This is a genomic window from Pseudonocardia sp. Cha107L01, from assembly GCF_052566575.1.
This window is the reverse complement of sequence record NZ_CP199579.1, coordinates 8,037,222-8,059,695: the sequence shown is the minus strand read 5'-3', so window position 1 is coordinate 8,059,695 and position 22,474 is coordinate 8,037,222. Positions and strand designations below refer to the sequence as shown.

At 71.7% G+C, this 22,474-nt stretch carries 22 protein-coding genes; 7 read left to right on the top strand and 15 right to left on the bottom strand.

Features of this window, described 5'->3' with window-relative positions; genetic code table 11:
• Nucleotides 1–57: 57 nt before the first annotated feature.
• The 5 genes from ACTXG6_RS38040 to ACTXG6_RS38020 all read right to left on the bottom strand — a co-directional run bounded on the left by ACTXG6_RS38040 (nucleotide 58) and on the right by ACTXG6_RS38020 (nucleotide 5,817).
• Nucleotides 58–945 (bottom strand): alpha/beta fold hydrolase, encoded by an 888-nt coding sequence (locus tag ACTXG6_RS38040; RefSeq protein WP_445184158.1) that lies wholly within the window; start codon nucleotides 943–945, stop codon nucleotides 58–60.
• The gene (locus ACTXG6_RS38035) at nucleotides 942–2,219 is read right to left on the bottom strand and encodes a glycosyltransferase (protein ID WP_445184157.1); all 1,278 of its coding nucleotides are present in this window, start codon (nucleotides 2,217–2,219) and stop codon (nucleotides 942–944) included. The genes ACTXG6_RS38040 and ACTXG6_RS38035 overlap by 4 nt, the downstream gene beginning before the upstream one ends.
• Nucleotides 2,220–2,617: 398 nt before the next feature.
• Nucleotides 2,618–3,592 carry a hypothetical protein gene (locus ACTXG6_RS38030; RefSeq protein ID WP_445184156.1) on the bottom strand — a complete coding sequence of 325 codons (975 nt, stop codon included), beginning with the start codon at nucleotides 3,590–3,592 and terminating at the stop codon, nucleotides 2,618–2,620.
• Between the two features lie 259 nt (nucleotides 3,593–3,851).
• Nucleotides 3,852–4,931, bottom strand: coding sequence for a mandelate racemase/muconate lactonizing enzyme family protein (locus ACTXG6_RS38025; protein WP_445184155.1), 1,080 nt, complete (start codon nucleotides 4,929–4,931; stop codon nucleotides 3,852–3,854).
• Between the two features lie 25 nt (nucleotides 4,932–4,956).
• Nucleotides 4,957–5,817 (bottom strand): fumarylacetoacetate hydrolase family protein, encoded by an 861-nt coding sequence (locus ACTXG6_RS38020; RefSeq protein ID WP_445184154.1) that lies wholly within the window; start codon nucleotides 5,815–5,817, stop codon nucleotides 4,957–4,959.
• 192 nt (nucleotides 5,818–6,009) lie between these two features.
• Here ACTXG6_RS38020 and ACTXG6_RS38015 point away from each other — a divergent pair, with 192 nt between their 5' ends.
• The gene (locus tag ACTXG6_RS38015) at nucleotides 6,010–6,492 is read left to right on the top strand and encodes a MarR family winged helix-turn-helix transcriptional regulator (protein ID WP_445184153.1); all 483 of its coding nucleotides are present in this window, start codon (nucleotides 6,010–6,012) and stop codon (nucleotides 6,490–6,492) included.
• Here the strand turns inward: ACTXG6_RS38015 and ACTXG6_RS38010 are convergent.
• Nucleotides 6,477–6,620, bottom strand: a complete 144-nt coding sequence (locus ACTXG6_RS38010) for a hypothetical protein (protein ID WP_445184152.1) — start codon at nucleotides 6,618–6,620, stop codon at nucleotides 6,477–6,479. The genes ACTXG6_RS38015 and ACTXG6_RS38010 overlap by 16 nt on opposite strands.
• Nucleotides 6,621–6,671: 51 nt before the next feature.
• Here ACTXG6_RS38010 and ACTXG6_RS38005 point away from each other — a divergent pair, with 51 nt between their 5' ends.
• The 6 genes from ACTXG6_RS38005 to ACTXG6_RS37980 all read left to right on the top strand — a co-directional run bounded on the left by ACTXG6_RS38005 (nucleotide 6,672) and on the right by ACTXG6_RS37980 (nucleotide 13,727).
• Nucleotides 6,672–7,925 (top strand): FAD-dependent monooxygenase, encoded by a 1,254-nt coding sequence (locus tag ACTXG6_RS38005; protein ID WP_445184151.1) that lies wholly within the window; start codon nucleotides 6,672–6,674, stop codon nucleotides 7,923–7,925.
• Nucleotides 7,922–9,001, top strand: coding sequence for a cupin domain-containing protein (locus ACTXG6_RS38000; RefSeq protein WP_445184150.1), 1,080 nt, complete (start codon nucleotides 7,922–7,924; stop codon nucleotides 8,999–9,001). Before ACTXG6_RS38005 ends, ACTXG6_RS38000 begins: the two co-directional genes overlap by 4 nt.
• A 99-nt stretch (nucleotides 9,002–9,100) precedes the next feature.
• Nucleotides 9,101–10,324: a M20 metallopeptidase family protein gene (locus tag ACTXG6_RS37995; protein WP_445190215.1), complete on the top strand. Its 1,224-nt coding sequence runs from the start codon at nucleotides 9,101–9,103 to the stop codon at nucleotides 10,322–10,324.
• Nucleotides 10,321–11,700 carry an MFS transporter gene (locus tag ACTXG6_RS37990; protein WP_445184149.1) on the top strand — a complete coding sequence of 460 codons (1,380 nt, stop codon included), beginning with the start codon at nucleotides 10,321–10,323 and terminating at the stop codon, nucleotides 11,698–11,700. The genes ACTXG6_RS37995 and ACTXG6_RS37990 overlap by 4 nt, the downstream gene beginning before the upstream one ends.
• Nucleotides 11,701–11,799: 99 nt before the next feature.
• A complete protein-coding gene (locus ACTXG6_RS37985; protein WP_445184148.1) occupies nucleotides 11,800–13,260 on the top strand; it encodes an MFS transporter in 1,461 nt (486 codons plus the stop codon).
• The gene (locus ACTXG6_RS37980) at nucleotides 13,260–13,727 is read left to right on the top strand and encodes a MarR family winged helix-turn-helix transcriptional regulator (protein ID WP_445184147.1); all 468 of its coding nucleotides are present in this window, start codon (nucleotides 13,260–13,262) and stop codon (nucleotides 13,725–13,727) included. Before ACTXG6_RS37985 ends, ACTXG6_RS37980 begins: the two co-directional genes overlap by 1 nt.
• Nucleotides 13,728–13,735: 8 nt before the next feature.
• Here the strand turns inward: ACTXG6_RS37980 and ACTXG6_RS37975 are convergent, their stop codons facing one another.
• The 9 genes from ACTXG6_RS37975 to ACTXG6_RS37935 form a co-directional block, all read right to left on the bottom strand.
• Nucleotides 13,736–13,966 (bottom strand): hypothetical protein, encoded by a 231-nt coding sequence (locus ACTXG6_RS37975; RefSeq protein WP_445184146.1) that lies wholly within the window; start codon nucleotides 13,964–13,966, stop codon nucleotides 13,736–13,738.
• 532 nt (nucleotides 13,967–14,498) lie between these two features.
• Complete coding sequence (locus ACTXG6_RS37970) at nucleotides 14,499–15,692, bottom strand: acyl-CoA dehydrogenase family protein (RefSeq protein WP_445184145.1); 1,194 nt, start codon at nucleotides 15,690–15,692, stop codon at nucleotides 14,499–14,501.
• A gap of 10 nt (nucleotides 15,693–15,702) precedes the next feature.
• Complete coding sequence (locus tag ACTXG6_RS37965; RefSeq protein ID WP_445184144.1) at nucleotides 15,703–16,740, bottom strand: ABC transporter substrate-binding protein; 1,038 nt, start codon at nucleotides 16,738–16,740, stop codon at nucleotides 15,703–15,705.
• 21 nt (nucleotides 16,741–16,761) lie between these two features.
• On the bottom strand, nucleotides 16,762–17,850 hold the full coding sequence (locus ACTXG6_RS37960) for an LLM class flavin-dependent oxidoreductase (RefSeq protein ID WP_445184143.1): 1,089 nt from the start codon (nucleotides 17,848–17,850) through the stop codon (nucleotides 16,762–16,764).
• 20 nt (nucleotides 17,851–17,870) lie between these two features.
• Nucleotides 17,871–18,872, bottom strand: coding sequence for an ABC transporter substrate-binding protein (locus tag ACTXG6_RS37955; RefSeq protein ID WP_445184142.1), 1,002 nt, complete (start codon nucleotides 18,870–18,872; stop codon nucleotides 17,871–17,873).
• The gene (locus tag ACTXG6_RS37950; RefSeq protein WP_445184141.1) at nucleotides 18,856–19,605 is read right to left on the bottom strand and encodes an ABC transporter ATP-binding protein; all 750 of its coding nucleotides are present in this window, start codon (nucleotides 19,603–19,605) and stop codon (nucleotides 18,856–18,858) included. The genes ACTXG6_RS37955 and ACTXG6_RS37950 overlap by 17 nt, the downstream gene beginning before the upstream one ends.
• A 5-nt stretch (nucleotides 19,606–19,610) precedes the next feature.
• The gene (locus ACTXG6_RS37945) at nucleotides 19,611–20,477 is read right to left on the bottom strand and encodes an ABC transporter permease (protein ID WP_445184140.1); all 867 of its coding nucleotides are present in this window, start codon (nucleotides 20,475–20,477) and stop codon (nucleotides 19,611–19,613) included.
• Nucleotides 20,474–21,436, bottom strand: coding sequence for a sulfurtransferase (locus ACTXG6_RS37940; protein WP_445184139.1), 963 nt, complete (start codon nucleotides 21,434–21,436; stop codon nucleotides 20,474–20,476). Before ACTXG6_RS37940 ends, ACTXG6_RS37945 begins: the two co-directional genes overlap by 4 nt.
• A complete protein-coding gene (locus ACTXG6_RS37935) occupies nucleotides 21,433–22,248 on the bottom strand; it encodes an alpha/beta hydrolase (RefSeq protein WP_445184138.1) in 816 nt (271 codons plus the stop codon). Before ACTXG6_RS37935 ends, ACTXG6_RS37940 begins: the two co-directional genes overlap by 4 nt.
• Between the last annotated feature and the right edge of the window lie 226 nt (nucleotides 22,249–22,474).

Here is a 22,474-nt window from a genome sequence, read left to right as displayed (position 1 = left end):
TACTGGCAGGGCTACCGGCGGGTCTGTGGACCGGGGTCTCGGTCACCGCTGAGGGATTCATGCCCGTACCTCCGAAGTGGCCGGGGCGGGCATGAATCCCTCAGCGGGGTGCCGCGCCCAGAAGTTGAGTAGTACCTCGACGGTCTGCTGGGGTTGTTCCAGGCTGGGGCTGTGTGCCGCCTTGTCGATCACCACGTGGTCGGCGCCGAGCTGGGCGGCCATCGCGGCGAACGCGGCCCGGGACCACACCCGCTTGTCCCGCTTGCCGTGCACGACAAGCACCGGCAGCCCGGTGGCGGCCAGCTCGGCGGACCGGTCGTGCTCCTCGGCCATGGCCCGGGCGGTGCCGTGCATGAATCCCGGGTTGGCGCCTTGCAGCTTGTTGAACCAGAACTCGCGCAGTGCGGCGTTCCGCTCCGGCACCACTCGTTTGATCGTCGGCCACAGCAGCTCGAGGCTGCCCGCCTCGAGCCTGCGGTCCAGTTCGGCCAGGCCCGCGCGCTGTTTGGGTTCGGTCAGACCGGGTCCGCACCCGAGCATGGTCAGGCTGGCCACCGCGGCGGGGTCGGCCAGCGTCGCGGCCCGGGCGACGAACCCACCCAGGCAGTGTCCGACCAGGTGCACCGGAGTGCCCCCGCCGACCTGCGGAATCACCGACCGGGCATCTTCGGCCAGGAGCTCGATGGCGTATGCGCTGGGATCGGTTGGCCCGGCGGACTCGTACTGACCGATCTGGTCATAGCTCCAGGCGTGGTAGCCGGCCTCGGCAATCGCCGGCAGCACCGACCAGAAGTCTTCTTTCGAGCCCACGTACCCGGTGACAAGGAGGACCGCGGCACCGAGGTCATTCTCCGGTCGTGGCCGCGCGTAGGAGGCGACGACGGGGCCTCGCGCGGTGTTCAACACACGCCGCTCGACGCCGGTGGGCAAGGTCAGCACGGTCATCGGTGTGATGCCTCCATTTGCTGGGTGCCGGACACGATCTGTTCCAGCTGTGACACGGCGCGGCCCGTTCCGTCCTCGGCTCGGATCCGGTCGCCCAGTTCGATGGCCCGTTGTTGCAGGGCCCGGTCGTCGAGTACCTGGCGAAGCGCCCGTTCCAGTGCCGGCCCGGTCAGCTCGCGCATGGGTGGTGCCTCGGCCGAGACACCGAGTTGGCGCATCCGCTCGGCCCAGAACGGCTGGTCGGTCCCGACCGGGCAGATGATCTGCGGGCGGCCGGCCGCCGCCGCGGCACCGGTCGTGCCGGCGCCGCCGTGGTGCACCACGGCGCTCACCCTCGGGAACAGCCAGTCGTGCGGTGCGTGCCGGACGACGAGGATGTGGTCGGAGGAGGCCAGCCCGCGCAGGCCGTGGTAGCCCGAGGCCACGATGGCCCTGGTACCGAGACGTCGGACCGTCTCCTCGACCAGGACGTTGAATCGGCGTGGGTCCCCGATCGGCATGCTGCCGAACCCGATGTAGACCGGTGCGGGGCCGGCGTCGAGGAAGGCAGCCAGCTTCCGGGGTGGGGTCCAGTCGGGCGGGGTGTGCAGGACCCAGTAACCGCAGATTTTGGCCGTGTCGGGCCAGTCCTCGGGCCTGGGCAGCACGTGCTCGCTGTGGCCGTGCAGCACCGGTGCGGCTGACAGGTCAGGGCTGAGCAGCGGGTCGTGCCGGCCGGGTCGGCGCGGCAGACCCGCTGCCGCTCGCCAGCGATCGACCCCGCGCCGGGACCAGACGCCGACCTGCAGCCTGGCCACCCGGTACGACGCCCGGTTGACCACACCCGGCAGCCGGGCTGTGGTCGACCAGATCGGGGCCGCGAACCGCCTGGTGGGCACCAACGCGGGCAGCGGCAGGGACAGCACGGCGGGCACCCCGAGACGTTCGGCGATGTGCTGACCGAGCGGGAGCACCGGATGGTGGACCACCACGTCCGCGCCGCTGTCCTTGGCCGAGGCCCAGGCGCTGGACAGCGCGCCCTCGGCCAACCCGCCCAAGGTTCTGCCCAGCCGCGCGAAATGCCGGACCCCGTGGCTGTCGGAGATCACCTCGGCGACGCGCATCATGTCGACGTCGACCGGCGCGAACGGCACCCGGGCGGCGATGGCGAGAGGCTTGAACGTCGGAGGGGCCGCCAGCACGGCCTCATGACCCTCGCGGCGCAACCGCTCCGCGAGGGCGACCAGCGGTCGGATGTCACCCTGTGAGCCCACGGCAAGCAGGAACACCCTCATCATTAGGCTCCGAATCGAATCGCGGAATCGTAAAAATCAAGTACTCCGAGCGGGGCGCTCAAGCCGTTCTCATTCGGCGAATCCGTTCGCCGCGGAATCAAAGGTGATTCACAGGAGAGACGGTAGTGACCCGTCGGTAACTTGGTCAAGATCGACTGAGAATTGCCCCGATCAAGCTTTTCACATTAACTTTCGGGTGCTGTGAACGGCGCCTTTCACATTAACTTTCGGGCGCTGTGAACGCCGTCGGGGAGTCGATTGAGCAGGCCGTCGAGTCGGCGGGTGTGATCGAAAAAGGCCCGGCGGACGGCTGGTTGCCGTCCGCCGGGCATTGCGGGCACGCCGGAGATATGGGAAATCGGACGTGCGGTCCGTTCGGATCGGAATCGTCGGCGGAGTTACCTACCCAGCCGCCAGTGGACACCGAAGTATCCCGGACCGAAGTCGCGGCCGATTGCGAGGACGCTATTCGAGACGCCCATGTGGAGATTGCGGACCAGCTTCGGCTCTTCGTCCTCGAGTTGGCTCGCGAAATGCTGACACTGCCGGGGGAGGGCCTGCTTGTCGAAGCACATCTCGAGCACGTACTCACGGATCGGGCGGCCGAACCGACGGGAGTAGGAGTCGCTCGGCTTGCGGGGCCTCGCGTTCCGGGTCGGGTTGCGGAACTCGTATTCGATGAGGACGGTCTCGCCGCGGCGCAGTGGCCGCTCGAAGAGGAACTCGCCGGCGAACAGGCCCTTCATCGTGTTGAACACGACCCGGCCGAGTCGGCAGTTCCGCAGGTTGGTCACGACCGGCGGACTGTGGCCCTGGCCCTCCCAGTCGAAGACGAACAGGAAATGGTCGGCTCCGTCCCGGTCGGCGCGCATGAGCTGCGTGCACCTCATCGACATGATCCGGCCGTCGGGCCCGAGGGTGACCCGGTCGTGCTGGGTGAGCCGGCGCATCGAGGTGTCGACCTGGGTGGGCACGCCGGCCAGCAGGTCCGCCACCGCAGGGTTGCGCGGCCACAGGTCGGTGATTGCCGGCGCGGCTTCGGTGAGGCCCCGGTTCTCCCGCCGGTTGGCCGGGCCGAGCAGTGCGCTCAACGCGTCGGTGGGCAGCCCGAGAATGACCTCGATATGTTTGAGCGCGCGCAGGGATGCGGGCCGTTCCGGGCGCCGCTGGCCTGATTGCCAGTAACTCAGCGTCGCAATGCTGAGTTTGATGCCGCGGCGGAGGAGGTGGTCCTGGATGCGGTCGAGGCTGAGCCCCCGCGCGGCGATCGCGGACCGTAGCGCGGCGGCAAACGGCCCGTGCTCGAGTAATTCCTCGAGTGATTCCGCATTGTTTACCGGGAGTACAGACGCTCGCTCGGTTTGGGCCGTCACCCACTGCCTCCCCGTAGTCAAGAGCCCCGCACACCTTCGGGTTACATCCGGAAGGATGATAACCATGGTGAAAGGATTAACACCAAAAAGAATTAGGCGCATCGTAAACTTTTACGATTGGCCTGTTGGTGTGCGTCACTGACTGGGTCGGAGTGCAGGTTGGACCGGTGTGTTCTCGGTCCCATACTACTTTAGGGGATGGTGGCGACTTTAGTATCCAAAGGTCACCGGAATGCGGATAGGTTATATCGGTCAGGGCTCAGCGCACTCGGAGGTCCTCGAGCTGGTCGAGGTTCCAGAGCATCCCGTGGCCCGGTCGCTCCGGCGGGGCTGCCCGGCCGTCCTTGACCCGCAGCGTCTCCCGGAGCACGTCGTCGATGAGCGGGAAGTGCTCCACGTAGGGGCAGTTCGGTACCGCCGCGGCCAGGTGGATGTGCAGTTCCGGCAGGAAGTGCGGGCTCAGGGTGGCGCCGAAGACCTCGGCGACCGCGGAGATCCGCAGCCACTCGGTGATCCCGCCGGTCAGCGGCACGTCCGGCTGCAGCACCGACGCGGCCCGCTGATGCAGGTAGGCGGCGAACTCGAAACGGCCGTGCAGGTGCTCGCCGACCGCGATCGGGATGGGCATGGCGGCGCTGAGGCTGGCGTGCCCGGCGACGTCGTCCGAGCGCAGCGGCTCCTCCAGCCAGAACACGCCCAGTCCGGCGAGTCGGCCGCCCAGCCACCGCGCGGTGGGCAGGTCGAGGCGCTCGTTGCAGTCGACCATGATGCGGACGCCGTCACCGACCGCCTCCCGGACGGCGGCGACCCGGGCGAGGTCGTCTTCCGCGCGCCGGGCGCCGACGCGCAGCTTGACGGCGGTGTAGCCCTCCGCGAGGTAGCTCCGGGTGCCCTCGACGAGCTGCTCGATGCTCATCCCGTGGGTGGCCCTGCCGCTGCCGTAGACGTCGACCTCGTCGTGGTGCACACCCAGGAAGCGGAACAGCGGGAGCCCGGCCCGGCGGGCGCGCAGGTCCCACACCGCGATGTCCAGGGCGGACAGCGCGGGCAGTGCGAAGCCCCGGCCCAGTCGGTGGGTGTCGTCCCAGATCCGCTGCCAGCACCGCGGCCAGGTGTCCAGGTCGCAACCCAGGGTGTGGGCCCGTACGGTCCCGGTCAGCAGCGCGTGCACGCCGTCGGCGCCGCCGGTCAGCGCGTAGGTGAAGCCGGTCCCGGTGGCGCCCTCGTCGTCGGCGACCGTGACCAGCAGCAGGTCGACTGTGGTGGCACCCGACCCGCCCCGGCCGGCGCCGAGCGGGATCCGGGACCAGGTGGTCCAAATGTCGGCGATGGTGGCCATCGGGCTCTCTCCGGTGCTCGGGGGGTCAGCGGTTCCTGGTGCCGGTCGGGGACGGGCCGGGGTTGTCGCTGGTCACGGTCACGCTGAGGGTGCCGATGCTGGACAGCGTCACGGACACCTCGTCGCCGTCGGCGAGTGGCCCGACGCCGGACGGGGTGCCGGTGGCGATCACGTCGCCGACCTCCAGGGTCATCACCGTGGAGATGTAGGCGACCAGCTCGGCCACTCCCCAGATGAGGTTCTTGGTATTGCTGGACTGGCGGTGCTCGCCGGCGACCGTGCAGTCCAGGTCGATGTCGTCGGGTGCGGCGGCCTCGTCGCTGGTGACCAGCCACGGGCCGAGCGGGGTGAAGGTGTCGAACGACTTGCGGGTGGACCTGTCCTCGCCGCCGCGCATCGTGATGTCGAGCAGTCCGGTGTAGCCGGCGACGTGGTCGAGCGCGTCGGCCACCGCGACGTTGCGGGCGCGCCGGCCGATGACCGCGGCGAGCTCGCCCTCCTGGTCGACCCGTCGGTCGGAGTAGGGGAGCCGCACCGTGCCGCCGTGCGCGATCAGCGAGGACGGGGCCTTGAGGAACACGGCGAGGTCGCTGATGTCGACGGACATCTTCATCTCGGACTTGTGGTCCCGGTAGTTGACCGGTGCCGCCACGATCTTGGTCGGGTCCGGCACCGGGGGGCCGAGGCGCACCGAGGACAGCGCCACGCTGTTGGCCGCCGTCGCGGTCGGCAGCTGCTCCCGCAGTGCGCCCCAGTCGGTCAGCAGGCGGCGCATCGCGCTGATCGTGCCGGGGTGGCTGTAGCCGCCCACCAGGTCGCCGAGGTCGACCACCCGGTCCTCGGCGAGATAGCCGACCCGGCCGTCGTCGAAGGTCACCAGTCGCATGGGAGTCCGTCCTGCCAGCTGTCCGTCGGGATGTTCATCGTAGGTCCAGTTAATTCATCAGTATACGGACGATAAGCAGATCGGGTCAGGTGGTCAAGCGGCTCCACCGGCTCGGTAGGGTTGCGTCCCCGGCGAATGGGGCGTGCCGTGCGGTCCCGCTCGCTCCGCAGCGGGGAGGGCGGAGGTGTGGTGGTGGCCCGAACCGAGCAAACCGGCGCGGTCGAGCCCGTCGAGCTCGACCTCTCGCGGATGATCGGGCACCTGTTGCGGGCGTGTCAGCAACTGCATGTGGCGATCTGGTCCGGCGTGTTCCCGGCGGGCCTGACCTCGCCGCAGTTCGCCGTGCTGCACGCGCTGGCCCACGAAGGTCCGCTCAACCAGACCGCGCTGCGCTCCCGGGCCCGGCTGGACCGCTCCAGTGCCGCCGACGTAGTTCGTAGATTGGTGGCGCGGCGCCTGGTCAGCCAGGTGAAGGACTCGTCCGACGCGCGGCGCCGGGTGGTTCGGCTCACCGCGGCCGGGCGCTCGGTGTACGCGGAGGCGACAGTGCGCGCCGCGGCTGTCAACGAGACCATGTTGGCGGGCCTGTCCGATGCTGAGCGGGCCTCGGTGCTCGGGCTGCTCCAGTCCCTGCTCGAGCAGCACCGGGGACTGCTCGACTACCAGGACGAGTAGCGCCCCCTGGCCGGGGTGACGCTGCCGTCGCCGGAGGTGCCCGACGCGGCCGAGGGGGCCCGCCGGAGTTCGGTCGGGCCGGGCCGGTCCAGGGTGCGCATTCGGTGCGGGGCTTGATGCGGAGGCATCCGTCCGCCATTTTCGTCCGTATACTGATGAAAATGAGGGAGAGCGGTCCGGTGAAACCTCGGCGTGCTGAGTTCCTGGTCATGGGCGGCGGTATCGGTGGGCTGGCCGCGGCCCTGGCACTGGCCCGCGAGGGCCTCCGGGTCCTGGTGCTCGAGCGGGCGGCCGAGTTCGGCGAGGTCGGGGCGGGGCTGCAGGTCGGGCCGAACGCGTCGCGGATGCTGGACCGGCTCGGCGTGCTCCCCGCCGTCACCCGGGACGCGTTCTTCCCCCGGCGACTGCTGCTGCGCGACGCCGTCACCGGTGCGCCGATCACCGCGCTGGAGACGGCGGACGCGTTCCGGGAGCGGTTCGGCTACCGGTACCTCGTGACCCACCGCGCCGACCTGCACCGCGCGGTGGTCGAGGCCTGCCGGGACACCGGCCTCGTCGAGCTGCTGCCGGCCAAGCGGGTTCTCGAGGTCGAGCCCCGCGCCGGCGGGGCACTGGTCCGCTGCGCCGACGGCACCCGGTACGACACCGACGCGCTGGTGGCGGCGGACGGGGTGCACTCGCTTGCCCGGGGGCTACTGGTGGCGGACGGACCGCCGGTGGACAGCGGTTACGTCGCCTACCGGGGCACCGTGGGGGTCGCGGAGCTGGTCGCGCGCGGCGGCCTGCCGGAGCCGGACGGCATGGTGATCTGGGTCGGCGCCGGCCGGCACCTGGTGCAGTACCCGGTGCGCCGCGGTGAGCTGTGCAACCAGGTCGCCACCTTCGACACCCGCGCCTTCCCGACCGCCAGCGGCGAGAACAGCGGCAAGAGCGGCACCAGTCACACCAGCGACATCGACGCGCAGCTGGACCGCGCGTTCCAGGGCACCTGCGCCGAGGTCACCAGGGGGGTGGAGATGGTCGACCGGTCTAGGCGCTGGGCCATGGTGGACCGCCTACCCGCCGCCGGCTGGAGCCAGGGCCATCTGACGCTGCTCGGCGATGCGGCCCACCCGATGCTGCAGTACCTCGCGCAGGGCGCCTGCCAGGCCATCGAGGACGCGGTGGTGCTGGCGGACAGCGTGTCGGCGCACCCCGGTGACGTCGAGGCCGCGTTCAAGACCTACGAGGCGATCCGGTTCCCGCGCACCGCCCGGGTGCAGACGACGGCACGGACCTGGGGCGAGATCCTGCACGTCGGTGGCATCGGCGCGACCGAACGCGCCGCGTTGCTCGGCCAGCGCGCGGCGGACGACTTCGAGCCCGTCGACTGGCTCTACGGCGACCCGCTGTGCCCGAACCCGGCCGGCGACATCAGGGAGGACGTGCGATGACCTCGACGGTACCCAGTGACAGGACCGGCGACGACCTGACCGGCGACGACATGACCGGTGACGGGGCCTACCGGGAGATGGCCGAGCTCGGTGTGGGTGCGCTGTGGCGGCACCTCGGCAACCTGTTCACCACGGAACCGATCAGCAGGGCGGTGCCGTTCCACTGGTCCTACCGCGCGCTGCGGCCGTACATGCTGCACTTTGCCGGGGCGCTGTCCATCGAGGAGGCGCAGCGGCGGGTGTTGATGCTGGTGAACCCCGGTCTGCGGGAGCAGTCGGCCACCGCTACCGGCCTGTATGCGGGTATCCAGGTGATCCTGCCGGGCGAGCAGGCGCAGGCACACCGGCACACCTCCAACGCGTTCCGGTTCATCATCGAGGGCTCCGGGGCGTACACCACGGTGGCCGGGGAGCGGGTGCACATGCATCCCGGCGACCTCCTGCTCACCCCGGGCTGGCGGTGGCACGACCACTACCACGAGGGGGACGGCCCGATGATGTGGTTGGACGGGCTGGACTTCCCGCTGGTCAATGCGCTGGACACCGGGTTCTTCGAGCTCTACCCGGAGACCGCGCAGCCGGCGTCGGTGCCCGACGGCCTTTCGTCGCGGCAGTTCATCCACGGTCGGCTCAACCCGGCCTGGGTCAGCGAGCGCACGGTCAGCTCGCCGATCGGCAACTACCCGTGGGTGGAGACGCAGCGCGCGTTCGAGTCGATCGCCGACAGCGCGGCGGGCAGCGCGGTCGACGGCGTGCTGCTGGAGTACACCAACCCGTGGAACGGCGGCCCGGTGCTGCCGACCATGTCGTGCCGCATCCAGCGCCTGGCCCCCGGTTTCCGCGGGGCGGCGCGCCGGCACACCGCCGCCACGATCCTGCACGTGGTGCGCGGGGAGGGCACCACCGTGGTCGACGGCGAGGAGTTCCACTGGGCCGAGCACGACGTGTTGACCGTCCCGTCGTGGGCGAGCTACCAGCACGTCAACAGCTCGCGCTCGGCTGCGGCGATGCTCTTCTCCTACACCAACGAGCCCGTGGTGCGCGCGCTCGGCCTCTACCGGGAGCAACTGCTGTGACCGGGCGCTGACGACGAATTGCGGCAACGTTGGCCGCGCCTGGTGAGCCAGCCCATACTCGGTATCTGCGTGCATGTACCGAGGGAGAGGGGCCTACCGGTGGACCTGCGCGACGATGCTCGCTCGCTCCAACCCGACCTGCTGGCGCTGCGCGAGGCGCTGCACCGCGATCCCGAGGTCGGGCTGCAACTGCCGCGCACCCAGGAGCGGGTGCTGACGGCATTGAGCGGGCTGCCGCTGGAGATCGAAACCGGTGTCGGGACCACCTCGGTCACCGCCGTGCTGCGGGGCACCCGGCGCAGTGTCGAGCCCGCCGCCGCCGAGCCCGCCGCCGAGCCCAAGACGGTGCTGCTGCGCGGTGACATGGACGCGCTGCCGGTCGACGAGCGCTCCGGGGAGGGCTTCGCCGCCGACAACGGCGCGATGCACGCCTGCGGCCACGATCTGCACACGAGTGCGCTGGTCGGCGCGGCTCGGCTGTTGTGCGCGCACCGCGACCGGCTGGCGGGCGACGTGGTGTTCATGTTCCAGCCCGGCGAGGAGGGTTACGACGGCGCCGGCGCGATGATCCGGGAGGGCGTGCTGGACGCGGCCGGGCGGCGCCCCGACCACGCCTACGCGCTGCACGTGCTGTCCCAGGGGCTGCCCGGTGGCGTGGTGTCCGGGCGGCCCGGGGTGATGTTGTCCGCTTCGTACGAGCTGGACGTCACGGTGCGCGGCGCCGGCGGTCACGGCGCATGGCCGCACCTGGCCAGGGACCCGATCGCGGCGGCGGCGGAGATGGTCGGCGCGCTGCAGGTCGCGTTGACCCGCTCGTTCGACGTGTTCGACCCGGTGATCCTCACCGTCGGCGTGCTGCGCGCCGGCACCGCGCGCAACATCATCCCGGACACGGCGTCCTTCGAGGCCACCGTGCGGGCGTTCAACCCGGCCGCCGAGGACAAGCTGCGCGACACCTTCACCCGCTGCCTGCGCGGGGTGGCCGCCGCGCACGGCGTCGATGTGGACGTCGAGCTGCGGGCCCAGTACCCGGCCACGGTCAACGACGCCGCCGAGGCCGAGTTCGCCGCCGGGTTCGCCCGCGAGCTGCTCGGTGAGCAGCGCTACGTCGCCATGCCGAACCCGGTGAACGCCTCGGAGGACTTCTCCCGGGTACTCGACGCGGTGCCCGGGGTGATGTTCGTACTCGGCGCCTGCATGCCCGACTCCGATCCGGCGAAGGCACCGGGGAACCACTCGCCGCTGGCCCGGTTCGACGCCTCGGTGCTGCCCACGGCGGCCGCGCTACTGGCCGGCCTCGCGGCGGAACGGTTGCACGCGTGACCGTGCCGGAGCGGGCGCCGGCGGGGGAGTCGGCCCCGGGATCGGCGGGCGGGTCGGCCGGGGAGTCGGCAGGGGAGTCGGCAGGGCCGCGGCGGGGTTGGGACCTGGTCGGCCTTGGTGCCGGCAATGCGATGGAGTGGTACGACTGGGGCATCTACGCCACCTTCTCGGCGTTCTTCGCGTCCCAGTTCTTCACCGGCACACCGGGCGCGGCGTTCCTCAAGACGCTGGCGGTGTTCGCCGCCGGGTTCGTGGCCAGGCCGTTCGGTGGCTTCCTGCTCGGCTGGCTGGCCGACCGGCGCGGCCGCAAGTCGGCCATGGTCTGGTCGGTCGCGATGGCCTCGACGGGCAGCCTGGTCATCGCGGTGATCCCGACGGCGGCGACCATCGGGGTGGCGGCGCCGATCATCCTGGTGCTGGCCCGGCTGCTGCAGGGGCTGGCGCACGGCGGTGAGCTGCCGGCCGCGCAGACCTACCTGTCCGAGGTGGCGCCCCGGCAGCGGCGCGGGTTGTGGTCCAGCGTGATCTACTTCTCGGGCTCGGTCGGGGTACTGGGCGGCACCCTGCTCGGCGCGGTGCTCTCCGGTGCGCTCAGCCATGAGCAGATGATCAGCTTCGGGTGGCGGATCCCGTTCCTGCTCGGCGGGCTGTTCGGGCTCTATGCGCTGGTCCTGCGGGTCCGGATGCGGGAGACGGAGATCTTCGAGGCGCAGCGGCCGGTGCGCCAGGCCGAGCCTCAACAGTCGATCGCGCGGCAGGTACTGGCCCATCCGGTGCCGTTGCTGCGGGTCATCGGCTTCACCATGGGCGGCACCGTCATCTACTACGTGTGGGCGATCTCGGCTCCGGCATTCGCGATTGCCGAGCGGGGTACCAATCCGGCGGGCGCGCTGTGGGCCGGATCGGCGGCCACCGTGCTGTACATGCTCGCGTTGCCGCTATGGGGCGCCCTGTCGGACCGGATCGGCCGCCGCCCGGTGATGCTGATCGCGATGGGGGCGCTGGCGCTGCTGTACTTCCCGCTGGACTCGCTGATCCGGGGTGAGACCTGGCAGTTGCTGGTGGCGATGAGTATCGCGCTGGTCATCATCTCGGCGATCTCCGCGATCGGGCCCGCCGTGCTCGCCGAGCTCTTCCCGACCGGGATCAGGGCCGCCGGGGTCGGGGTGCCGTACTCGCTCGCGGTGGCGCTGTTCGGTGGCACCGCGCCCTACCTGCAGACCTACTTCAACCAGCGGCACCTGCCCCAGGTGTTCGTCTGGTACGCGATCGGCCTCGGGGTGGTCACGATGCTCACGGTCTGGTTCATGCCGGAGACCAAGGGGATCGACCTGAGCGCCGAGCGCGCGCCGGCCGCGGCGGGCGCCGCGACCTAGAAGGGCCGTCTCCGGGAGTGGGTGCCGGCTCACATCGGCACGGCCGGGTAACCGTTGTATTCTACTAATAGTTAGCGTTGCTCAAGAGATGGGATCCAGGTGCCCGAGCTCAGCCCCCGCCGCCGGATGCTGGTGCTGGCGATCTGCTGCATGAGCCTGCTGGTCGTCGGCATGGACGCGACCATCGTCAACGTGGCGCTGCCGTCGCTGCGTCGGGAGCTTGACGCCTCGGTGTCCAGCCTGCAGTGGACTCTTGACGCATACACGCTGGTACTGGCCAGTTTCCTGATGCTCGCCGGGTCCACCGCCGACCGGGTCGGGCGCCGCCGCACCTTCCAGGTGGGCTTGGCCTCGTTCGGCCTCGGCTCGTTGCTGTGCAGCCTGGCGCCCACCGTCGGCTGGCTGATCGCGGCGCGCGCGCTGCAGGCCGTCGGCGGCACGATGCTGAACCCGGTGGCGATGTCGATCATCTCGAACACCTTCACCGACCGCGCCGAGCGGGCCAAGGCCATCGGTGTGTGGGGTGGCGTGCAGGGACTCTCGCTCGGGCTCGGGCCGATCGTCGGGGGCGCGCTGGTCGACTCCGCCGGCTGGCGGTCGATCTTCTGGATCAACGTGCCGATCGTGATCGCGGCGATCGTGGGCACCGCGCTGTTCGTGCCCGAGTCACGCGCCGTCCGGGCCCGCCGGTTCGACCCGGTCGGGCAGGTACTGGTGATCGTGGTACTGGGCTCCATCGTCTACGGGATCATCGAGGCACCGAGGGTCGGCTGGGTGTCCACCGAGACCCTGGTGCTGGCCGCGGTGGCGGTGGCCGCGCTGGTTGCGCTGCTGATCTACGAGCCGCGGCACACCGACCCGCTGCTGGAGCTGCGGTTCTTCCGCAGCATGCCGTTCAGCGGGGCGACGGTGACCGCCGTCGCCGGGTTCTGCGCCTACGGCTCGTTCCTGTTCCTCAACACGCTCTACCTGCAGGACGTGCGGGGGTACTCCGCGCTGCAGGCCGGGCTGTGCACGCTGCCGATCGCCGTGCTGATCGTGGTACTGGCGCCGATCTCGGGTCGGGTGGTCGGCCGGTGGGGGCCGAGGGTGCCGCTGCTGGTCGCCGGTACCGGGATGGCGCTCGCCGGGCTGTCGTTCACCTGGCTGGCTCCGCACACGCCGTTGATCGCGCTGCTCGGGGTGTACGTGCTCTTCGGGCTCGGCCAGGGTTGGATCAACCCGCCGATCACCAACTCCGCGGTGTCCGGGATGCCCCGTTCGATGGCCGGTGTCGCCGCCTCGGTCGCTTCCACCAGCCGCCAGACCGGGACGACCCTGGGGGTGGCGGTGTCCGGCTCGCTGGTGGGCGCGACGCTGGCCCGGGGCGGGGTGCCGTTCACCGAGGCCACCCACACCGTCTGGTGGATGGTGTTCGGGGTGGGCGTGTTCGTCGCCGCCCTCGGGCTGGTCACCACCGGCCGGTGGGCACTGGGCACCGCCCGCCGTGCCGCGGCGCTGTTCGACGACTTCGAGGATCCCATCGCGGTACCGGCCCGCACCGCACCGGTGCGTCCCTGATGGACGGTCTCGACCCCGCCGAACTCTGGCGCGACTTCCGGATGCTGGTCGTCGACGGTCTGGACGAGGCCCGCCAGCAGATCGCCGAGGTGACCGGTCTGCCGTTCTCCCGGGTCCGGGCGCTGCGCCGACTGCGGCGGTTCGGTCCGATGACCCACGGCGCGCTGGCCGAGGCCATGATGGTGGACCGCCCGGCGGCCACCGTCGCCGTGGACGACCTCTGCGCGCGCGGTCTGATGGTTCGGCGGCCACACCCCACCGACCGGCGCTGCAAGCTCGTGGAGCTGACCGCCGAGGGCAACGCGATGCTGGCCACCATCGACGCGGTGGTGCCGCCGCCACCGCCCGGCTGGGCCGACGTGGAGCCGGCGGACCTGGCGGTGCTCACCCGCGTCGTGCACCGGTTGCGCACCGCCGCCCGGCCCGCCTCCGCCGGTCCGGGACACGCCGGCCCGGTATCCGGCTAGCGCGGCGCTCAGCCGCCCCAGACGTCCTCCAGGAATCGGTCCGCCGCCCGCAGTTCGGCCAGCCAGGCCTGAGCCTGCGCGGCCGAACCACCGGTGTGCTGGCGGTAGATGTCGGCGAGCGCGGCGCGCACCCCCGGCGCGATGGTGTTCGCGTTGCCGCAGTCATGATCCCTCCGGCGATGCTGAGGGAAGCGGTGGCCAACGTACTCGGAGAGTTCCGGGTCGCACCGGGATGCCACCCGTTCAGCCTGCGAGTTGCGCCGTTGGAAGGTTTAGCCGGCGTGGCGCCCCGGTCGGCCCATCGGTCATGGCCCCGCGATCCGACGTTCGGGTGACGGCCCGACCGGCCCGCGGAGTCGACCCGGTACCGGTGGATCACTCGGGCGCCGAATTGCTCGCAATCCCACTTGAGTTCGGCTGAACGGCGGTAGAGCGCGCGCCGGATCTGGGCGTAACTTTTCCTCCGCTCAGCAGGACGAAGAATGCAAGCAGGACAGCGGGCGCCGCACGTGTCGGGCGTAGCAGCGCCGCGGGCCGACGATTTCACGGCAGCGGCGAGGTGGGTATGAGCTACGCGGACGCGCACTCTGGGACGAAGCGCTGCCGTTGTCGTGGTGACGTTCCCCGCGGCCGGCGAGCGGAACTGAGATCGGTGCGCTGACTGGGCGCCCGACTGGACACGCCATCTGTCGCTGGGGAGCGGACGGGTGGCCCATAGCCGGAGCTACCGTCCCGACCGGGACCGTAGCTCCGGCTTTCCACTTTCCGCGACTAGTGCTCTGAGCCCGTGACGCCCCTGAGCGTCGCACGGCCGATGGTGAGCAGCGCGGTGTCCTCCTGCGGGGCGTGCACCGCGGCGGACTGGACGTCGCGGAAGTGGCGTTCGAGCGGGTTGTCCTGGCTCAGGCCGGGATTGCCGAGCAGCCGCAGGGCAGTCTGTACGGCGGCCAGCACCTGCCGGTCGGCCAGCACCCTGGCGCCCAGCGCTCGCCTCGGTGGCACATCGTCGCCCCGGTCGATCCGCTCGGCGAGGCCGAACAGCAGCTCCTCGGCGCCGGCGAGCAGCACCTCGATCTCGCCGGCCGCCTGACCGAACCGGTCCGTGGTGGCCACCGGCCGGCCGAGGTTCGCCGGGACCCGTTCCCAGGCGAACCGGTGGAAGTACCGCTGGGCGGCCCGGCCGACGCCGAGATAGAGCGCGGCCAGCGGCAGGGCGGTGGGCCCGATGGCCAGGTTGTCCTGCTCGGCGGCCGCGCCCAGCTCGGTGGCCTCGACGAGGTGGCCGGCCGGGATGTGCACGTCGCTGAACACGACGTCGTGGCTGCCGCTCGCCCGCAGCCCGAGTTGGTGCCAGTTGCGCCGGATCTCGATGCCAGGGGAGTCACCGGGCACCGCGAAGGTGCCGACCCGGGGCGCCGGCTCGTCCGTGCGGGCCCAGACCAGGAAGTAGCTCAGCCCCTCGGCGCCGGTGGCGAAGCGTTTGTGGCCGCTGACCGACCACCCGGTGGCCGTCCGCCGCGCCACCGTGGCGGGCAGCCCACCGCGCGCCGGCGAGCCCAGCTCGGGCTCCACCCGCACCGCGTTGAGCAGGGTGGGCCGGCGGGCCGACTCGGCGAGCACGGTGGCGTAGAGCTCGGCCGGCCAGAACCGGGCCCGGGCCTGCTTGGCGTGGCTCAGCAGGGTCATCGCGGCGATCAGAGCGACCGACGGGTCGCCCTCGCCGAGCGCGGCCAGCAGCCGGCACTGACCGGCCACCCCGACCCCCGGACCGCCGAGGTCGGTGGCGACCGACGCGGTGAGCAGCCCGGCCTCGTGCACCGCCGCGATGCCCTTGGCCGGGAAGTCCGCCGACCGGTCGTACTCCCCGGCGGTGTCGGCCAGCGTCGAGGTGACCTCGCGCAGCGACTCCCACCGGGGCACCGGCAGTTCGGTGCGCGCGGTCAGGGCGGCGTGCGGTGGTGTCATGAGCTCGTAACTACCTTCGTGGTGGCGGGCTGGACAGCGCGGCGGTCAGCTCGCCGTTGAGGTTCTCGGTCCAGAAGGCGGCGACGTCGAGACCGGCCGGGATGGACCCGAGCTCGGCGAAGGTGTCCGCCACGGCCTGTTGCGAGGAGATCGCGGCCGCACTGGTGGGCACCACCTCGGTGGGGCGTTGCGCCTCCTCCTCGGCGAGCTGGCCGCGCGCCTGCTCCGGCGGTTCGTGGGTGGCCTCGGCCGTGCGCTGCGCGAACGCATCCATCCGAGTGGCGCGGATGACGGCGTACGCCCGGCTGATCCGAGCCAACAGGTCGGCCACGGCGGCGCGCCTGCCGGGGTCCCCGATCGCCTCGGTGGACGCCTCCCAGGGGAAGTTCCCGGACAGGATGTCCTTGCCGTCGCCGAGCGTCCGGCCGCCGCTCTGGTGCACAGTGATGATCGAGTTCCCGTAGCTGGCGAGCGCGTCGATCGCGCCGCTGTTCAGCGCGGTCACCCCGTCGTTGGGACTCAGCGGTACCGCCTCGATGTCCGTCCAGCGCAGCCCGGCCCGCTGCAGCAGCCGGTCCAGGAAGTACTGGGCGGTGGTGTTGCGGACGTAGCCGACCTTCCGGCCCTTCAGCTGGCCGAGGTCGGTCAGTGCCGAGCCCGCCTTGACCACGACCTCCTGCTGCAGGGTGTTCGCCCGCTGTACCGCAACCACCTTGAACTTCGGGTTTCCGGCGGCCGCGGCGAAGATCGGTGGGATCTCACTGGACTCGGCCAGGTCCAGAGCACCGCCCTGCAGCGCCTGCAGCTGCTTGTCCCCGCCGGGGAACACCGCCCACCGCACCCGGTACGGGGTGATGTCCAGGCCGGCGACCTGTAGCGCGGCCTGCGCGGTCGCCCACCCGGTCGCCCCTACCCGCAGGGTGACCGACGACAGGTCGCCCGCCGCTGACGCCGCCGGGGTCCCGGAGCTGCACGCCGACGCGGCCACGGTCAGTACCGCCAGCACACAGAGGGCACGCACCGAGCGGGGTAATGCGGAGTCCGGCACGGGCGGGTCCTCTCGAGTGGGTCAGGCAGCGGTGCGGTGGGCGAGTTCCTGGCGGACCAGCGGCAGCACGTACCGACCCAGGTCGATGGCGTCGTTGAGCGGGTCGTAGCCGCGGACCGAGAGCAGTTCGCAGCCGATGTCGACGTAGTCCAGCAGCGCGGCGGCGACGGTCTCGTAGCTGCCGACCAGTGCGGTCGAGCTGCCGGCGGCATTGGTCGCGGTGACCAGCGGCGTCCACAGCGCCCGGTCGTGCAGCTCGCCCCGCGCGGCCACCTCGAGCAGCCGCTGGGAACCCACATTCGCCGGCCTGCCCGCCTCGGCGGTGGGGTAGTGGGACGTGGCCGCGCGCACCGGCCGGGCCGCGCGCACCCGGTGCAGTGTCCGGTGTGCCTTCTCCCAGGCCAGCTCGTCGGTGGCGGCGATGATCGGCCGGAAGGACACCCAGATCCTCGGGTGCGCCCGCCCGGCCGCGTCGGCGATCGCGTTGACGGCGGCGATCTGCTCGGCGGTATCGGCCAGCGGCTCACCCCAGAGCCCGAAGATGTCGCCCTGTTGGCCACCCACCCGGTAGGCGTCCGCCGACGAGCCGCCCACCGAGATCGGGATGGTCGGCTGGAACGGGCGCACGTCGGAGCGGAAGTCCTCGAACCGGTAGTAGGTGCCGTGGTGGGAGAACGGCTCCGGTTCGTGCCAGGACCTGCGCAGGATCTGGATGTACTCGTCGGCGCGGGCGTAGCGCTGCGCCTTGGTCAGGTAGTCGCCCTCGCGGTGCTGTTCGGCGTCGTTGCCGCCGGAGATGATGTGGATGGCCAGCCGGCCACCGGCGATCTGGTCCAGGGTGGCGAACACCCGCGCCGCGTTGGTCGGGAACACCACACCGGGGCGGTGCGCGAGCATCGGCTTGATCCGCTCGGTGTTGCCGACCACGAACTGGGCGAGCTGGTTCGCGTCCGCCCACGAGGAGTGGTACGCGACGAGCGTGTAGTCGAAGCCGCCGTCGTCCAGCGCGCGGGCGTAGCGGCGGGCGTACTCGACGTCGAAACCGGTGCCGGCGGGGTTGATGTCGGATGCGGCGTTGGCGTTGGTGGCACTGATGAACTCGACCGGCATCGGGATCCCTCTCGCCGTGGTCAGTTGCCCGCGACGGGCTGGTAGACGGTGGTGTCGGCGACCGAGGCGACCTCGACGCCGGTGGGCAGCGAGCCGATCCCGTGCATGAGGTCGGACACCGCCTGCACCTTGGCCACGATGTCCGGGGTGATCGGCACGACGCTGGTGCGGGCGTGCGCCACCACCTGGGCGGCCACCTCGGGTGCGACGTCATTGGTCTGCGCGTAGACCTTCGCGTACTCGGCCTGGTGGGTGTTCGCCCAGTTCTCCGCCTTGGCCAGCCGGTTGAGGAAGTCGCCGATCGCCGCCTTCCTGGCCGGGTCGGTCAGCGAGGACGCCGCCGCGGAGACGAAGCCGACGCCGCTGACCCGGCCGTCCTGCCCGTCGACCAGGGTGCGGCCGCCGGATCGGACACCGATCGACTGGTACGGCTCGAAGGTGGCCCAGATCTGGGTCTGGCCCGAGTTGAACGCGGCCTGCGCCGCCGTCGGGAGCACGAACTGGACGGTCACGTCGGTGTACTTCAGGCCGGCCTGTTGCAGCGCGGTGGCCAGCAGGTACTCCGCGATGCTGCCCCGTGCGGAGGACACCACCACCGTCTTGCCCTTCAGGTCGGCCACCGTCCTGATCGGCGAATCGGCCCGGACCAGGATCGCGTCGTTCGCCCCGGACCCCTGCAGCGCGCCGACCAACTTGATCGGCAGCTTGCCGCTGATCGCGGCCAGGGTCGGCAGGTCGGCGGCGTAGCCGGTGTCCACCCGGCCGCCCTGCATGGCCTGGAACAGTGGCGCGGCGCCTTGGAACTCGGCCCACTTCACCTGGTACGAGGTGCCCTCCAGCGCGCCGGCGGCCTTCATCAGGGTCTGCAGCCCGTTGGCCTGGTCGCCCAGCGTGAGGGTGAGCTGGCCGCCCGCCGAGCCGGCCCCGGACCCGGCGCAGCCGGCCAGCAGCAGCGCGGCGGCCACCCCGAGCACCCAGAACCGGGCGGACCGGCGGCCGCGCGGGTCAGTCGACACTGGCATGCCGGTCCGGCTCGACGATGCCGAGGCGGCCGAGCAGCTCGGTACGCAGTCGGACCAGTGTCGGGTGGTCGATAGGGCGGGGTCGGGGCAGCGCCACGGTGACCTCGTGGGCGATCACGCCGCCGTCCATCACCAGCACCCGGTCGGCGAGCAGCAGCGCCTCCTCCACGTCGTGGGTGACCAGCAGCACCGCGCACCGGTGCCTCGCCCACAGGTCGGCGACCAGCTGCTGCGCCTTCACCCTGGTCAGCGCGTCGAGCGCACCGAACGGCTCGTCGAGCAGCAGCAGCTCCGGTTCGCGCACCAGCGCCCTGGCCAGGGAGACCCGCTGGGCCTCGCCACCGGACAGCGTCTTGGGCCACACCGTGGTCTTGGCGGAAAGGCCGACCTCGTCCAGGTACCGCTGCGCCAGCGCCCGGTCGGGGCGCCCGGGCAGCCCGAGGACGACGTTGTGCCAGACCCGCTTCCAGGGCATCAGCCGGGGGGCCTGGAACGCCACCGCGCGCCGGCGGGGCACGGTGGCCAGGCCGTCGATCTCACTGTCGAGGCCGGCCAGGATGCGCAGCAGGGTGCTCTTGCCGCAGCCGGAACGCCCGAGCAGCGCGACGAACTCGCCCGGTCGGATGTCCAGGTCCAGCCCGTCGATGACGGCGCGGTCGCCGAACACCTTGCTCAGGCCGCGGATGCTCACCGCGGCGGTCTCGGACGTCTGGGTCTCGGTTGTGGCGGTCACTCCGGTCACGCCCCCTCGAACGACGCGCGCCAGGACAGCACGGACCTGCTGATCAACCGGACGAACAGGTCGCACACCAGGCCCAGTACCGCGTAGGTCACCAGGCAGACCACGATCACGTCGGTCTGGAAGAACTGCTGGGCGTTGTTCATCAGGTAGCCGATGCCCTGCGAGGCGTTGACCTGCTCCGCCCAGACCAGTGCCAGCCAGGCCGTGCCGAGCGCGTACCGCAGGCCGACCAGTGCGCCCGGCAGGGCACCGGGCAGCACGACGTGCCGGATCAGCCCCCAGCGCCGCAACCCGAGCACCCGCCCGGCCTCCACCAGCTGCGCGTCCACCCCTCGGATGCCGGCGTAGATGTTGAAGTAGATCGGGAACGTGACGCCAAGCGCGATCAGCGCGATCTTGGGTTCCTCGTTGATGCCGAACCAGATGATGAACAGCGGGATCAGCCCGACCCAGGGCAGCGTGCGGAACATGCCGACGGTGGAGTCGACCAGGTCCTCGCCGAGCCGGAGCAGCCCGGCGAGCAGCGCCAGCGCGGTGCCGATCACGCCGCCGATCAGGAACCCGAGGACCACCCGCTGACCGGACACCGCGATGGCGGCCGGCAGCTCGCCGTCGGCGATCATGCCCAGTGCCTTGCCGAACACCGTGGCGGGGCTGGCCAGCACCTCGGGGGACAGCACGCCCGTCGCGCTGAGCAGATACCAGAGCAGCAGCGTGCCGATCGGCCCGGCGGCCCGGCGCACCGGGCGTGGCGGGCTCCATCGGTGGGTGCTGAGGACCGGCTGGATGGTGACCCGGTCCGTCGGCGCCGGTGGGGGTGCGCCCCGCTGGCTCGGCAGGGCCGTCTCCTGGGTGGTGGTCATGTGACGTCCTCACTGGTCAGCGGGTCCGCGCCGGTGGCGGCGGGCCGAGTTGGATCGGCGGACCACGCCGACCAGGAACCTGGGTAGAGCGCGGCGGCGATGCCGGCGACGGCGAGCGCGGCGACCTCGTGCGCGGCGGTGACCCCGGATCCGCAGTACACGCCGACCTCGGTGGCGCGGTCCGCGCCGAGGCGCCCGAAGCGGTCGCGCAGCTCGTCGGTGGGCAGGATGGTGCCGCCGGCGCTCAGGTTGGCGGCGGTCGGGGCGGAGCGAGCACCGGGGATGTGCCCGGCCCTCGGGTCGACCGGCTCCACCTCGCCGCGGTACCGCTCGCCGGCTCGGGCATCCAGCAGCACCCCGCCGGTGCCCTCGGCGAGCGCGGCGGCCCCGTCGGCGGTCAGCACCGGCAGGTGCCCTCCGGTCAGCTCGATGTCACCGGGCGCCGGCCGCTCGTCGCCGGTGGCCAGCTCGAAGCCGCGCTCGCGCCAGGCACCGAGCGCGCCGTCCAGCAGCCGGACGTCCGGGACGCCGGCCCAGCGCAGCAGCCACCAGGCGCGCGCCGCGGCGGTACCACCGCTGTTGTCGTAGACCACCACCGGCCGCCCGGTGCTGACCCCCCAGCGGCGGGCCGCCGCCCCCAGGTCGGCGAGCCGGGGGAGCGGGTGGCGCCCGGCCGCCGAGGTGGCCGGCGCGGCGAGCTCGGTGTCGAGGTCGACGTAGACCGCGCCCGGCAGGTGCCCGGCGAGGTAGTGCGCGCGGCCGTCCGGGTCGCCCAGCGCCCACCGCACGTCCAGCAGCGTCGGCGCCGTGCCGCCGCGGACCAGTTCGGCCAGCTCGTCCGCGCTGATCAGCACCGCGCGCCGGGCCTGCTCGGCCTCGGTGGCTGTGGCGGTGGCTGTGGCGGAGTCGGCGTTGGTGTCGGTGTTGGTGTCGGTGTTGGTGTCCACGCGCCCGGTCATGCCGGCACCTGCCCGGCGCCGGGAACCGGGGTCACGATCGGCGGCAGCCCGGCCCCGAGGCGCAGCCGCTCGAGCCAGAGCACCACGCTGGCCGCCACGCTGCGGTGGTTCGCCGCGTTGAGCACGTCGTGCCTGCCGTCCGCCACGGTCAGTAGCTCGGCGTGCGGCAGCCCGGTGTAGCGCGCGCGTACCTGGGCGAGCGGGCTGAGCTGGTCGTTGTCGCCGTGCAGTCCGAGAACGGGGACCGCAACGCCGGCGGCGGTGTCCTCGATCGGCTCACGCAGCTCCGCCGGGATGCGCTCGCGGGTCAGCGCGCCGGTCTGGAACAGGTCGCGGTCGGCGTCGCGCAGCAGCTTCTGGTGCGCCGGGCAGGACGCGCGCAGCTCCGGCTCGGCCACGGCGTCGGGCCCTGTGTCGAGCGCTGTATCGGGCCCTGTGTCGAGCGCGGTGTCGAGTGTGGGGTCGGGCAACCCGGCGAGGATCAGGCCGTCCACGGTGACCGAGCCGAGCGCCACCAGCCGCAGCGCCAGCAGCGCCCCGGTGTCCGAGCCGGCCAGTACCAGCGGGCCCGGCCGACCTGGCTCCTCGAGCAGCGACTTCACCTGCAGGCTCACCGCCTCGACGCCGGCGTCGGCGGTGGCGTCGCCGACCGCCCGGACCCGGTAGGCGTCGGCGGCGAGCCGCCGGCCGAAGCGCTCGTAGACGCCGGGCCGCTCGCCCCGACCCGCCAGCACCACCACGGTGCCCCTCGGCGCGAGTCCGGGGGGTTCGTCCCAGCTCAGGGGTGTGTCAGGGGAAGTTGCACTGCTCATCGGAGGTGATTCCTCTCCGCTGCCGCGGACGTGGCTGATGGTGGGCGACATGCCCAGGTACGAACGGGGGTGCGCCTGGAGAAGGTGGCGCGGGGGAGTCAGCGCGAGTCAGCGTGGCGCTGATTCGGGGGTGACCCGGTACGCGGCGTTAGCGCGGACAGGCAGCGCCGGCCATCGTCATGAAGTCCACGACGCGGCGGCGAACCAGAAGCAGCTCGATCCCTCG